This window comes from Chiayiivirga flava (assembly GCF_014202825.1).
Classification (GTDB): Bacteria; Pseudomonadota; Gammaproteobacteria; order Xanthomonadales; family Xanthomonadaceae; genus Chiayiivirga; species Chiayiivirga flava.
Genome location: NZ_JACHHP010000006.1, coordinates 204986 through 219266, shown reverse-complemented (window position 1 = coordinate 219266; position 14281 = coordinate 204986). Strand labels below are relative to the sequence as shown.

Below are 14281 nucleotides of genomic sequence, written 5' to 3'. Positions count from 1 at the left end.
GCGCATAGGCCACGCCCGATCAACGCGGCGTGTAGATCTGCACCACGCCCGGATTCGACGCGAACCCTGCCTGCACCGACCCGCCAAGCGCATGGAAGCGCCCCGCATGCACCGCGCCGCCGACACCGTGCACGCCGATCGGCATGTCCGGCCCGCGCTCCCACGCGTCGGCGCCTGCAGCGATCATCTCCATGCTCTCGATCAGCACCAGGTCCGGGGCGATCTGCTCGCCGCCGGCAACGACGATCTGGTGATCGACCACCGCCGCAGCAAAGCCGGAACGCGCCTCGCTCATCGGCGGGCCCGCGCGCCAGGTGTCGCTGGCCGGATCGTAGATGGCCACGCTGCGGTGCGCGCCCGCGCGCACGCGTCCGCCGATCATCCACAGCTCGCCGAGATAGGCGATCAGCTGCGAATGGTCGCGATACGTGGTGTCGTGACGGCGGATGACGCGGTGCGCGTACGTGCGCGGATCGAACTGCACCAGGTCGCCGTTTTCATGCCCGAGGTAGACATGGCCGTTGAGCCACGCCGCGCCGCTCGCGACGATGGCGGGCATGCCGTCCAGCGGCTCGAACGTGCGCGCGGCGATGTCGTAGCGCCATGCGGGCGAGGTCGCGTCGGGCCCGCCACGGTACCCGCCGACCACGAACACGCCGCCGTCGAACGCAAACGCCATCGCGTGATCGCGCCCGCCCGGCAGATCCGGCAGCACGCTCCACGCGCCGCTGGCGGCATCGAAACGCTGGAACGTGCGCCCGACCGGATAGTTGCCGGCGATGTACATCGCGCTGCCGTCGACCGCGGTGGCGATCTCCGACGCCGGCCGCGGCATCGACGGACCGGCCGACCAGCTGCCGGACGTGCGCGCCGCCGGGAACGCGTCCAGACACACGCCGCCGGCGGGCGTGGTCACGCGCTGCAGCTGCAGCGTGCCGCTGCCGAAGGCGGCATCGGTGCTGGCGTAGCTGAGCGTGGCCGCGCCGCAACCTTCGAAAGCGAGTGTCACTCGCCCCCACGGCGCGGCCTGCACGTCGTCCGGATCGAAGTCCGCACCGAACCGCGCGCCCTGCGGACGTGTCATCGCCTCGGCCACGAGCACGCCGTCGTGCAGCGTGCCGATGCCGGTGAACCACGCCGGCGCGCCGTCGGCGGTGTAGGAAAACCAGGTGATGGCGACCAGCGTGTCGGTCAGTGGCTGCAGGATCACGCCCTCGCCGTTGTGCGCGGGATCGAACCAGGTGCCGGCCACGGTCTGCAGCGATGCCTGCGCACGCGCGCCGCGTTCGGTGGTGGCGCGCGCGAGCGTGCAGCCGGTTTCGTGCAGCGCGGCCGAACGCGTGAAACTGCGCGTGCCGCTGCCGTACGCCGGCGGGCCGTCGTAGGCGAGCTCGCCGTGTTCGCAATCGGCAAACACGAATTCGAGCCGCCCCCACGGCGCGACGACCACGTCGTCCGGATCGAACTGCGGTCCGAAGCGTCCGCCGGACATGACATACGCGGTCTCGAACACGATGCGGTCGCGGTCCACCACGCCGCCCTGCCCCAGGATCCAGCGCTGCCCGGCGTCTTCGCCGGCGGGCGCATAGGTGAACCAAACGGCCACGGCACTGCCGTCGGGCTGCATTTCGATCATCCAGCCCTCGCCCGAACGCGCCGGATCGAACCACGCGCCGGACGCCGCCGGACCGATCCAGAACGGCGTCGTCGCCTCCGCTGGCGGCACGTGCCCCGGCACTTCGTGGGCGAGCGCCGCGCTGGCCCGCAGCAGGCCGGCGGCGACGATGCAACACAACAACACGGGCGCGCGGGCCATCCGGACCTCCGAGGCAAGATTGACGGCAATCGACGTACGAACTGAATCGTATATCAATTTTCCCGTCGAACCGCCACCCCCGCCGCGCGGCACTCAGCCGGCAGGCTGCGCCGCAAGCCAGCGCTCGATCTTCGCTTCCAGCACATCGAGCGGCACCGCGCCGTCGCGCAGCACCTCGGCGTGGAAGGCCCGGATGTCGAACCGAGCGCCGAGCGCCGTCTCGGCGCGCTCGCGCAGCTGCCGAATCTTCAGCTCGCCGATCTTGTACGCCAGCGCCTGCCCCGGCATCGCGATGTACCGCTCCGCTTCGGCCACCGCCTCGGTGTCGCTGGTGGCGGAGTTGGCCTTCATGTAGTCGATGACCTGCTCGCGCGTCCAGCCGCGGCTGTGCAGCCCCGTGTCCACCACCAGCCGGATCGCGCGCCACAGCTCGGCCTGCAGCCGACCGAAATACTGGTACGGATCGGTGTAGACGCCCAGCTCCTTGCCAAGCGACTCGGCGTACAGCCCCCAGCCTTCGGCAAACGCCGTCTCGCCGCCGAAGCGGCGGAACTTCGGCAGCGCGGTCAGCTCCTGCTGCAACGCGATCTGGAAATGGTGGCCCGGAATCGCCTCGTGCAGGAACAGCGATTCCATGTCCCAGGTCTTGCGGCTCGGCAGATCGTGCGTGTTGACGTAGAAAATGCCCGGACGCGAGCCGTCCTCGCTCGGCGACATGTACGAACCGCCGGCCGCACTCGCGGCGCGGAACGCCTCCACCGGACGGATCTCGAACGCCGCCTTCGGCGTGAGCGAAAACAGCGCCGGCACGCCGGCCTCCACCCGCGCGCGCAGCCCGTTGTACGCCTCCAGCAACGCCGCCTCGCTCTCGAACTTGAACGATGGATCGGTGGTGACGTGTTCGAAGAACGCACGCAGGCTGCCCTCGAAACCCACTTCGCGCATCACCCGTTCCATCTCGCCGTGGATACGCGCCACCTCGTCGAGGCCGATCTGGTGGATCTGCGCCGGCGTCAGATCCGTGGTGGTCTGGTTGCGCACATTGAACGCATACCAGGCCTCGCCGTCCGGCAACGCGGACAGCGCCACGCTGGAGCGCGTGGCCGGCAGGTATTCCTCGGCGATGAAACTGCGCAGGCGCCGGTAGGCCGGCATCAGTTGCTCCGTGATCAGCGTGCGGTAGGCCTGCGTGAGGCGCGCCGTGTCCGCCTCCGAAACATCCTCCGGCAGTGACGCGATCGGATTCCAGAACAGCGTGTCTTCCGGCGTGTCCTTGATCAGCGCGTCGAGCTGCGGCAGCACCTTCTGCATCAATGCCGTCGGCTGCACCACGCCGGCGACGACGCCCTCGCGCATGTTGGCGATGGCCGTGTCTAAAATGCCCGGCAACGCAGCCGCGCGCTTGAGCCAGTTGTCGTAGTCCTGCACCGTCTTGAACGGCTGCGCGCCGGTGCCCGAGCCGAGCTGCGCGGCAAACCCCGCGATATTGCGGAACTGGTCGATCGGCAGCATCCAGGTCGGAAAGCGCTCGGCTTCGATCTCGGTCTTGAGATCGCGCACGAACATGTCGTAGGAAATCCGCGCCTGCCCGTCGAGCGTGGCCGGATCGATGGCGCTCACACGATCGAGCCAGTCCTGATCGAACGCGTGCGCCTGCTTGCGGAACTGCGCCGAGAGGAAATCCGGCATGCGATCGTTGTAGCGCGGATCGCCGACGAACGTCGCTTGCAGGGGGTTGAGCTCGAGCGATGCTTGCCAGTACTCCTCGTACAGCGCGTCCAGCTGCCGGGCAGTGGTCGCGGCGGGTGCCTGCCCGTCCACGGGCGTCGCAGCAGGCGCGTGCGCGGCGGCCGGCGCCGCACCGCGCGCGGCGGCGCCGGGGTCCTGTGAGCCACTACAGGCGGCGAGCGCGGCAACAAGGGACAGAACGAGCAGACGCAGCGTCATGAACGGCTCCGGAGATCAGGAAGACGCCCACCTTACGTGCAAACCGCCCTGCTGCCATGGGTCAAAAGGCCAAAGCGTGACGCAGGCGGAGGTTTCAAGTGTCGCCAGCCGAGTCAACGCCAACATCGGCAGGTCAGTCGTCTGCGTCCAGCGATGTCGCGCCACTGGGATTTAGGCGAGCCGCGAAAAGCAGCACGACGCAACGCACAAAACAACGATGCCGCACTCATTCTTCTGATCTGGAATGCAGCCGCGATCGCTCATTTCGGTGCTCTTCATCCTGTCGCGCCGCAGTGGCGCTGATCGATTCTAGGTAAGCGACGGCGGCATCCAGCTTAATCCACACGGTGTCATACAGCTCCTGGGTTCTGGACATTCCGCCGCTGTACCTCTCGATCGCGCTCGGGAAAAAAAACAGCATTTCGGGAACTTCGAGGGCGTCGCCACCGGTCTCGAGAGAGAAATCCACTTTTATCTGCCCATAGGCGTGTAAAGGCTGAAGTCCTCTACGCCTCCTGCTACAATTCTGTGCAAATTCTTCTTGCCAATTCAAGTGGTATGAGTTCGTCGTGGCAACGCCAAGAAACGGAGACGGCTCCTTCGCGAGGAAGAGGAGATATTTCCCGCCAAGCTCCATTCCGCCAAAATCGTAAAAAACCAGCGCCCGCTTCTCCCTGCCCTTGAACTGCTCGATCACGTCTGCTTTATATTTGGCACCGCAAGCATGACCTGAGCTCTTGATCATAGAGCCCGACTCGATCCTGACCAAGGCGACCGATTCCGCTTGCTTGTAGACGTCTTCGATCGTCAGTTGCTCCCAAGTCGTGGCGCCACACTGCTGCGAGAGAAGACTTGCAAGAAAGAACCAAAGAATTGCGCGCATGGATTTGTCCATTGACCAAAGATAGTTTTGAAAGAAGCTTTCATGCAATCGAATCACGCCTTGCCGGCGAGAGGAATTTGGAACAGCGGATGCTGCTGTTGTTATAACCCCGACGCCATAAATTCTCCAATTCCTTGTGTCGCCTGACGGCGGCGATGACGCCCCGGCCAAAATTTGACCAGCGACAAGCGACATCAAAAAAAAAAAGCAGATAAGCATATCGATCGGTCATGCATATAGTGTGAGCATCATTGTGGAAAGCGACCCTGATGTTGCTCATGTCGGACGCTTCATGTTTAAGATTTACGCGCATCGCCTCCGAGAAGATCGCTCCGTCCTGACTATGAGCTACCCACCTCATTGGTTAATCTGCAATTGTCAGGATTTCGGCAAACCGAAATGCAGGCGCTGTGGTCACGCCGATTTATCGCGCGCCCCGTTGACTGGCCGATTTAAAGCTCAGCAGAAGCTTAGTTGCTAACGTTGATATCGACCCGACGATTGCGCCATATGTCTTTTGATCCTGACCCCACTATAGGGGCAGTTGTCCCCCAGCCGGACATACTATCAAGACGCATCGGATCGACACCGAGTCTCAACAAATGACGGAAAACGACTTGCGCTCTGCGCGCGGAGAGATACCGGCACTCGGCAGGCTCGCACTCAGCCGCATCAGCGTGGCCAGCGACTTCAAAATAATTCGCCGAATATTTTATGAGACGATCCGCGCTAGTTTTTAGATTGCGTAAAGATTGTTCGGAGCGCTCTGGATCCAGTGCGTCATATATTGACTCCCCCTTGATTGGATGTCCGGGCCTAAAGTAGGCCCCCGGCAAGTCGAGCGTTGTAGCAAAAACTTTCACCGAGGCCAGAAAATATATTGAAAAAATCAAAACACAACTGGTGTGACGCATCATAAAAGCCTCACTGTGGCCGAGCATGTTCGATACCTGTGAGGTGCAGCGGCAGGGCGCGGCGACGCCGCTCGAGGACAGGGTGCCGCGCTCGGCGTTTTCCACGCGCGGATCGCTGTAGGTAGCGCGAATGAGCTGGCTGGCTCATTCATCAGTCCACAATCTTGCCAAAGGTATACTCGTAACAATTGCCGTTTTCCACAACTATCTCTGCAACAAGCAAATCGGCACCGACAGAGCGCCTCATTATAAATTCATAAACCAGTTCGCCGTCTCGCTCAGAAAAAATGAACTCTACGACAACAAACTCCCGCCGGATGATGGCGGATTTAATATCCTCACTCTCTGTTGAGAACTCACTCGCCTTGCAAGCACCAACTCCTTGTAGCGAAGATATTGCCTCATCAAGCAGCAATCGCCCGTCTTCCGGCTCTCTCGACCTTAGTCCGGCGCAAGCAACCAAGGATATTGCCAATAGCACTGCCATGAACAATTTCGCGAAAATAAATTTCATTTGCTGTAAGCGTCCCAGAGCAAATCGAAGTCAGACTGAATTACAGATCGTTCACGATCACCACTCATTATACTCCCCATGCCGTTTGCTCGATTAAATTCAAACCCGAAGACGTGACCCATTTCATGAACAGGAGTATCAACACGCCCGCCCGAATGATAGTAAATGGCTGGACCCCCAACTTGAGCAGCGCCTCTGTTGGTAGGGCAACGCACTGCTGTGCAAGGATGCAAGCGTAAATTTCCACGCCGCTTAGCGATCGTCAGGTCGAGTTCGAAAACACGCGTGATCCCGTCATCTCCGTTGATCGTGAAATTCCAGCCAGAGTTTGCAACCCGAACCCAATCTTTGGCAGCCGCACTGTCGATTGAGTCGTCAACTGATAATGTAAGCGCGATACTCATTTTCCTTACGCCAAATGACTCTGAGACATTCATTCTTCGCCTTATTGCGCGACTGGTTAGGATGCTATCCCCTCGAACATCATCAAAACCTTGTTCCGCGAGACTTGAACCCATTGCCTTAGGCACACCAGCGGATGTAGCACCAGAGGCCTCGCCTGCGATAACGCCGACCGACCTGGAAGGTGCAGCCCCAAGTTCACTTGTTCCTTTTTTTGCATTATCGTCGCGTACTGCGCCAAGCATGCCTTGATCGCTCGCCCCATTCGATAGCGCCAAAATTTCGACCGTTGCGGTGGTGCGTGTTGCGACACCCGTGCCAGCACCCGTCATGCTGCCACCGCCGTTTGGTCGGATCGAGAAAGCGTATTTCTCGCGGATTTCGTCTATCCAGAACCTACGCTTCGGCAGGATCGGACAGACCATGATGCCGCACGGGGAGAATCCACTTGGATCGGTCCAGCTCAACGGGTTGTTCATCACGTAGCTGTACGGGTTCAGCGATTGGCTGTTGAGCGGGAACGTGATCAGCGGGTCGACCGAGAGGAAGCGCCCGACCTTGTAGTCGTACGCACGGCCGTTCATGTGGATCAGTTCGACGCTGTTGAGGTGTTCGTGGGCGGTGTAGCCCTTCTGGGTGGTGGCGAGGCTTTGCAGGCGTTTGGGCGAGAGGTTGGCCCAGGTGGTGCCGTTTCTCGGGGCGCCGAAGGCGTCGTAGGCGCGTTTTTCGGTGAGGACGCCGGCGGGGCTGGCGATGGCGTCGACGCTGCCGAGGCGGTCGGTGAGCAGGTAGTCGAGCGTGTCGGGGTTGGCGCTGCGACTGACGACGGCGTAGTCGCCGAGGTAGGCGCGGCTTTCCACCGGGGCGGTGCCGCCGGCGGCGATCACGTCTTCGAAGCCCGGCAGGTAGATGTGCGTGCCGTCGCTGCCGGTCTGGCGCGCGCGCTGGTCGTCGGCGCCGTAGAACAGGCGGCTGGTGGCCGCGCCGCGCTGGATGTAGGTGGGCAGATTGCGGTGGTCGTAGAGCGCGCCGAACGGCAGGCTCGGGTCGGTGACGGCGGTGAGGTTGCCGTTGTTGTCGTAGCTGAAGTTCACCGTGCCGTTGCCGCCTTCGGCGCTGCGCTGGACTTGGCGCACGGCGTGCGGGCCGGCGTTGCCGCCGGCGTTTTTGCCGACCGCGCCGTAGGCGTAGCCGTTTCCGAGGCTGTAGTCGGACTTGGTGCGCAGGTTGCCGTTGGGGCTGTAGGCGTAGGTGACCGTGCCGGTGGCGCCGCCGCTGCGCTGGCTCTGGGTGAGGCGGTCGAGCACGTCGTTGCTGAAGGTCTCGGTGGTGGCGGTGATGCCGGTCACGCCGTTGTCGAGCACGCGGCGGCTCAGGTTCGCGAACAGGTCGTAGCGGTAGCTGTGGGTGCGGCGCAGCGTGGTGCCGGAGGTGTAGGCGAACGACAGCATCTGGCCGGTGCTCGGTGCGTAGGTGCGCGTGGCGGTGAGCGCGCCGAGGGTCTCGGTGAGCGTCTGGCCGCGGGCATCGACGGCGGTGATCTTGCGGTAGGGGGTGTTGTCGATCGGGTTGCGTTCTTCGAGCACGTGGCCGGAGGCCGCGTACAGCAGGCGACGCGCGGCGTTGTTGGGCCAGGCTTCGGCCTTGAGGCGGCCGTAGTTGGCGTCGTACAGGCTGCGGTGGCGGTAGTCGCGGTAGCTGCCGGGGCCGATGTACTGGGCGGTGGCCTGTTCGGTCGGGCGGCTGTCGGCGTCGTAGGTGAGCAGCTGCTGGCGTTCGGTGACGCCGTTGACGGTGCGTAGGTGGCCGCCGGGCTGGCCGCGGGCGTTGGCCGGGTCCCAGTAGTAGACGTCGGCCACGGTGTCGAGGCTGGCGTCGGCCAGGCCCGTGGGCGCGGCGTGGGACTGGGTCTTGCGTGCGGTGGTGCGGCCGAACCAGTCGACATCGAAGGTGGTGGCGATGCCGCGTGCGTCCTGCTGGTGGCGCAGGTCGCCGACGCCGTTGTAGATGAAGGTCCACGTGCCCTGGTCGGGGTCGTCGACGCGGATGCGGTGGCCGAAGCCGTCATAGCGCGCGGTGGTGGTCACCCCATCCACGCCCTGCAGGGCGATGGTGTTGCCGGCGCCGTCGAACCAGGTGCGCGTGGTCTGGCCGGCGGCGTCGGTGGACTGCAGCACGCGGCCGAGGGCATCGCTGGTCTGCGACGTGCTGCGGCACGGCGCGGGCACGTTCCCGGCGGCTTGCGTGCCGCAGGCGGTGCGCGTGACGCGGCGGCCGCTGTAGGCGAAGGTGGTGCGCAGGTCGCCGAAGTTGCGGCCGTCCTTGTCGACGAGGTTGCGCGGTTGCAGGACGGCGCCGGGGCGTCCGGCGAGGTCGAAGTCGGCGGTGTAGGTGGTCTGCGGCTGTTCGCCGGCGCGGTACGGCGCGGTGGTGGCGATGGTGCGGCCAAGTTCGTCGTACTCGGTGTCGGTGCGCGCCATCGTGCCGTCGAGCAGCTGGCTCTCCTCGCGCACGACGCGGCCGAGCTGGTCGAAGGTGCTCACGGTCTTGGGCGCGCCGTCCTGCACGGTGGTGATCTTGTACTTGCCGAACGGCGCGCAGCCGGCGCAGGCCGCCACGGCGCTGCGGCGCTCCGGCACGCGGTGGGCGGTGTCGGCGGCGTTGCGGTACTGGGTGGACACGGGCGTGCCGAAGGCGTCGTACTGCATCTTGGTGCGTAGGCCGTTGGGGTCGATGACCAGGTCGGGCTGACCGTCGCGGGCGCGCGTGGTGGTGGTCGTGGTGTGCAGCGTGTTGCCTGTCACGTAACGGCTGACGGTGAACGGGAAATAGCCGTCCGCGCTGTAGGTGGTGTAGGTGCGACGCAGCAACTGTTGTTCGAAGGTGCCGTTGGCGGTGCGGTTGTTGGCGTGGACCATCTCACTGGTCGGCAGGCCGTCGCCGTTGTAGCCGTAGGTCGTTAGCGTGACCGGTGCCGCCGAGGTGTAGGTCGGCGTTTCCTCTTCGGACACACGCAGCGATTTCACGGTGCGGTCCGGATTCCAGGTGCGGTCGGTGTAGACGTTGCGCACCGTGTTGACGGCACCCGCGGGCAGCGCGTGCGCGGCGCCGTGCACCGAGTGGCTGCGGGTGTGGCTGCGGTCCTGCTGGTCCACCCACCACACGTTCGGTGATGCGTTGACGACGAAACTGGTGTTCGTGGTGCGGCAGTGCTTGCTCAGCAGCAGCTGATCTGCCGGACCCTTGTCCCAGACCTCGAGCACGCTGCCGAGGAGGTTGCCGTAGGCGTCGAAGCCCGATGCCGTGTTGTCCCACGCGACGGTGCAGCTGGATCCGACCGTTCCGGACGCGTTGGTTTCCACGTGGACCGAGGTGCCGACCGGCACGGCACCGGTCTGCGCCACGGTCGGATCATAGGTGTGCGTGACGGTGCGATCGAGGTACGGAAAGGCCCCGGCGCCGGGAACGAAGGCGGAACACGCCGCAGTGTCGCTGCGGTCGGCGCGGTTGCACCGCCACGTGTAGTCCACCTGCTCGATCGGAGCATCGGCATTGGACGGCAGGATGAATTCGGTGCGGCGCCGCGTCGGCCTGCCGGCGAGCGGAAAGCGTTGTTCGAAGCTGGTCCGCACGCGAACGGCCGCCGTGACGTCCTCCTCGATCACCGTGCGGAAGCCCTGGAAGCCGCGGCCCTGCTGGTGGTACACGGCGGCCTCGTAGCCGTAGCGCCAGACACGCGTGCCGCCGACGCCGTTGCTGGAAGTCATCGTGGACACCACCGGCATGGTCGAGGTGAAGTTGATGTGGGCGCTGTCGAAATACGCCGGACCGCCGCTGGAGGCAGGCTTGTAGAGCGGCGTCTGGTTGCTGCTGCGCCCGGCGCTGCTGGCCAGGGGGTAGTACTCCCACGTGGTGGTGACGCCGAGGCCGTCGACCACGCCGACGAGAATGTCGGGCGTGGTCGGCGTCTTGCCGTCGGAGGCCAGCTGTCCGCCGGGTCCGGTGTTTTCGTTGAGCAGCGCCTTGCGCGTGAACAGCGGCAGGCCGTTCGGCAGGCTCAGCGGGTAGTGCGCGGACGGAAGCGTGATGTTGTTGGCGTCCTTCCACGGCACGGCGCAGCGGCGTGCGATGTCGTCGAAGCACGCGACCTTGAGCGGCGCATCGACGAGGCCGTCGCCGTAGACGTCGTCCGCGCTCCAGCCGGAGTTGCCGTTGACCACGATCGGCAGGTCGGTGCGACGCAGCGTCATCGCGTTCGGGCCGGCATCGACGAAGGCGATCGCCGCGGTCAGATAGCTGCTGCGATCCCAGGCATCGGCCGCGCGGCCGTAGATCGGACGCGATTCGCTCAGCGCCGTATTGCTTTCCGGCACGCCGTCGCTGTTGCCGTCGAACTTGAGCGTGAGCTGCGCCGGCGTGACCGTGGCGCCGGACGGATCCTCCGGGCAGTAGTAGAACAGGTGACAGCTGTCGTCCGGGCCGACGCTGGGCTGCGGCGCGAGCAGCGACGCGCCGTCGTCCGGCGGTGGCACGGCGTTCGGGCATTCGTCCTCGTTCTGTTCGGGTTGGTGCAGCGTGCACACGCGGGCGGCGAACGCGCGCGGAACGAGGATTTCGTCGCGACCGTCGCCGTCGGTGTCCATGACGCGGATCAGGCCGGCACGCCACGGTTGCCACACGTCGTTGCAGTGCTGGCTGCCGAAGATCGTTCCGCACGTTTCGATTCCGAGCCGATGCAGCGCCGTGATTGGGCCGAGCGACACCACCGTGCCGAATCCCTTGCCGGTGTTGAGCCGCAGTGCCCATTCCCCCTTGCCGGCACTGACACGGGCATAGGCCCAGTCCTCCAGGCCGTCGCCGTTGGCATCGAGCCACAGCGAGAACAGCGATTTCTGCACTTCCTGCTCGGTACGACCGCCCGCAAAGAACGTGCCGGCGGACTGCGAACTCCAGCTGCTCGACCAGATCGTGGCATTGGTCCGCGTCCAGGCGGGCACCAGCACGCGTGTCAGACCCAGCGGGCTGTTGGATTTCTGGTCGATCCACACGTCGGGCAATCCGTCGCCGCTGATGTCGGCTACCTTCGCCACGGACTCGACGAAAAACCCGGCGTTCGGGTTCGGCGCCCCGCTCAGGCACAGGTGCGGCTGCGACGCGAATGTCGGCGGGGAGGACGGCAGTGCGCCGGGCAGATTGAGATACACGACCACGCGCGCCGCACAGGCGGCGCCGCCGTCGGGCGTGTAGCGTTCGGTGACGATGTCGGGGCGGCCGTCGCCGTTCATGTCGCCGGTGAAGACGATCGAACGCAGATCGTCGACGACGATGCCGGTGTCGCGCGACACGGTGAACGCCGATGCGAACGACGCGGCCGACTGCGCTCCGTGCCAGTGCTGCAGCACGATCTTGCGGGTGCTGCTGTCGGGCGCCGGCTTGGGCAGCGTGATCAGGTCGGCACGGCCGTCCAGGTCGAAATCGGCGCGGCCGGTGAAATCGGTGTGCTGCCCGCCGTAGCTGCCGACCTGTTCGGCGGGAATCGTGAGCGACCACGCGACGGAGCGATCCGGACGCAGCGACACCAGGCGCTGCTCCGGCACCGGCGTCTGGCCGCCGGACGGCCCCTTCCACAGCAGCTCGCGGCTGCCGTCGCCGTTGAAGTCGCCGACCGCCTGGAACCGCACCGAGGTCGAGAAATCGCCGTCCATATCGGAAAACGGCTCGTCCGCGATCGCGTTGACGCGGGCATCGGCACGCAGCTGGTACGACGCGGCGCCTGCATCCCACGCGAACTGCGTTCCGGGCTTGCAGTCCTTCGCGTTCGCGCTGCGGTAGGCGCACTCGCGCAACTGCAGCAGGAGGCTGCGACCGCTGCCGTTGCTGGTCTGGATAGGTCGCGGTGTAGTCGCGCACCGGCTGGCTGCCGACGTAGGTGGTGATCGACGCCAGGCGCTGTGTCTGCCGCAGCATCAGGCCGGCGAGATAGGTGGTGGCCACGTCGTTGCGCCCGGCGCCCACGGGGCGCAGCTGCCAGGCGATGCGGACGCGACGGTCGCCGTCCGCGCTCGCCTTCGGCGCCGTGGTCTGCCGACCGGTGTAGAACACGTCGGTGAGCAGCAGTTCGCCGGCACCGAACGTGGCGTAGACGTAGCGCACGACGTTGCCGCGCGTGTCGACGCGCCGTTCGATCGGCCACGCAAGCGCCAACGGTTGCGCGCCGCCGTTGGGCAGGGTCGGCTGCTGGCGCGGCTGCGAGGTGCCCGTGCCGGTGTCGGCGGTGCAGTTGACCGTGGCGCAGTGGCCGTCGAGGTCGACGCCGCCGTACCACCACACCTCGCCGTCCTTCTGCCGCGCCTCGAAGAACACGCCGGGCTCGTCGAGCGAACCGCCACGCTGCAGGATGCGCACGAAGCTGTCGATCTCGGTGGCGTACACCGTGTTGCGCGCGCCGTACGCGCCGCTGATCGCGATCAGGCGCTGGCCGTCCAGGCACAGCCTGTCCTCGTTCCATGCAAAGGTCACCGCACGTGCACGGCCGTCCTGTGCCACGGTCTGCGGACAGCGCGCGATGCTCGATGTCCCGTCGAGCGACCAGCCCATGCCCGCCGCACCGTTGCCGGCGCGGCTGTCGTAGCTCAGCGCGAGGTCGGGCGCCATGCCGCGCCGTCCCGGCGGCAGCACGATCGGCACGCGGTAGGCGGCGGCGCCACCGTCGGTCGATGCGCTGCCGGCGAGCGTGCCGATGCCGGGGTCGTGCGTGCCCAGGCGCGCGTCGAGCGTGGCCTGCGGCGTGAGCGCGGCATCGGGCACGTTGGCGAGCGGATCGACCGGCGCGACGGCCTTGACTTCGGGTGTCTTGTGCAGCGGAGCGGGCACGCCGTTCTGGCGCAGCTCGTACTGCACGCGCGTGCCGGCGGCGAGTGCCTGTACCAGTTCGCCGGACTTGGCCGTCGACAGCAACGTGGCCGCCTGGGTGAGCAGATCGACCCGATACAGGCTCACCGATGCCAGATTGGGATGCACCGCCCAGTTGACCGTGACGTTGCACGTGGTTTCGCCGAGCGGAACCTCGCACACGGTACGGTCCACCAGCACCTGCGTGGCCGCGGTCGCCTTGGCGATCGCCACCGTGCCGGCGCCACCGGGCGGGCGGTCGAATTTCGTCACCAGCGGAAAGCCGCCGGGCAAGGCGTTGGTGCCGACGGCGTCGGCACTGACCGACAGTGTGGCGGTACCGGCGACCGCCGAGGTGATCGTGCGCGTGAAGTTGCCGACCGCCGGGTGCACGACGAAGCAGTTGCCCGCAGCGGCGGTGCAGTCCGTGGTCGGGACCTTGTTCGGATAGCCGGCACCGGCGCGTACATAGTCCAGGGTGAGCGCGCGCGCCTGGTTCAGCGGCGGTGCATTGGGCAGCGACGGCGCCGTGCCCATGAGCCACACCGGGCTGCCGCCGTCGTCGTACAGCGTGAGGCCGAAGACTTCGCTGTACGTGGTGGGATCCACATCGGTGTTGACCTGCATCTGCAGGCTCAACCCGTACCCCGACAGCGTCGGCTCGAACCAGAACCCGTTGAAGGCGGTGTTGACCGCGTTCAACGGCCCGGGGCGGGCGAAATCATGGATGCATTCGTCGCGTGCCACGCCGTCGACGCCGGACCACTGCCAACGCAGCGCCGCACGCGTGGGCTCGCCGTCGATGAAGCTGATCGCGACCGAGCCGACCTTGCTCTCGCTGCCGAGTGCATTGCTGCCCCAGTTCCACGACTGACGCCGCAGCGGCGCGCTCCACTTCACCCCCGAGATGACGG

General features: G+C 65.7%; 9 protein-coding genes. 3 read left to right on the top strand and 6 right to left on the bottom strand.

Going from position 1 to position 14281, the window contains the following annotated elements; all coding sequences use genetic code 11:
* Positions 1–19: 19 nt before the first annotated feature.
* The 6 genes from HNQ52_RS15325 to HNQ52_RS17490 form a co-directional block, all read right to left on the bottom strand.
* Positions 20–1816, bottom strand: a complete 1797-nt coding sequence (locus tag HNQ52_RS15325) for a Kelch repeat-containing protein (RefSeq protein ID WP_183962052.1) — start codon at positions 1814–1816, stop codon at positions 20–22.
* 93 nt (positions 1817–1909) lie between these two features.
* Positions 1910–3763: a DUF885 family protein gene (locus HNQ52_RS15320; protein WP_183962051.1), complete on the bottom strand. Its 1854-nt coding sequence runs from the start codon at positions 3761–3763 to the stop codon at positions 1910–1912.
* Between the two features lie 226 nt (positions 3764–3989).
* On the bottom strand, positions 3990–4865 hold the full coding sequence (locus HNQ52_RS15315) for a hypothetical protein (protein ID WP_183962050.1): 876 nt from the start codon (positions 4863–4865) through the stop codon (positions 3990–3992).
* A 251-nt stretch (positions 4866–5116) separates the two neighbouring features.
* The gene (locus HNQ52_RS15310; protein WP_183962049.1) at positions 5117–5665 is read right to left on the bottom strand and encodes an OmpA family protein; all 549 of its coding nucleotides are present in this window, start codon (positions 5663–5665) and stop codon (positions 5117–5119) included.
* 46 nt (positions 5666–5711) lie between these two features.
* Positions 5712–6074, bottom strand: coding sequence for a hypothetical protein (locus HNQ52_RS15305; protein WP_183962048.1), 363 nt, complete (start codon positions 6072–6074; stop codon positions 5712–5714).
* Positions 6071–12322, bottom strand: a complete 6252-nt coding sequence (locus tag HNQ52_RS17490; RefSeq protein WP_183962047.1) for an RHS repeat-associated core domain-containing protein — start codon at positions 12320–12322, stop codon at positions 6071–6073. Before HNQ52_RS17490 ends, HNQ52_RS15305 begins: the two co-directional genes overlap by 4 nt.
* A gap of 320 nt (positions 12323–12642) precedes the next feature.
* Here HNQ52_RS17490 and HNQ52_RS16940 point away from each other — a divergent pair, with 320 nt between their 5' ends.
* The 3 genes from HNQ52_RS16940 to HNQ52_RS17295 all read left to right on the top strand — a co-directional run bounded on the left by HNQ52_RS16940 (position 12643) and on the right by HNQ52_RS17295 (position 14241).
* Complete coding sequence (locus HNQ52_RS16940; RefSeq protein WP_221282112.1) at positions 12643–13107, top strand: hypothetical protein; 465 nt, start codon at positions 12643–12645, stop codon at positions 13105–13107.
* A gap of 309 nt (positions 13108–13416) precedes the next feature.
* Positions 13417–13818, top strand: coding sequence for a hypothetical protein (locus HNQ52_RS17300; protein WP_246387871.1), 402 nt, complete (start codon positions 13417–13419; stop codon positions 13816–13818).
* Between the two features lie 84 nt (positions 13819–13902).
* Complete coding sequence (locus HNQ52_RS17295; RefSeq protein ID WP_183962046.1) at positions 13903–14241, top strand: hypothetical protein; 339 nt, start codon at positions 13903–13905, stop codon at positions 14239–14241.
* Positions 14242–14281: the final 40 nt, after the last annotated feature.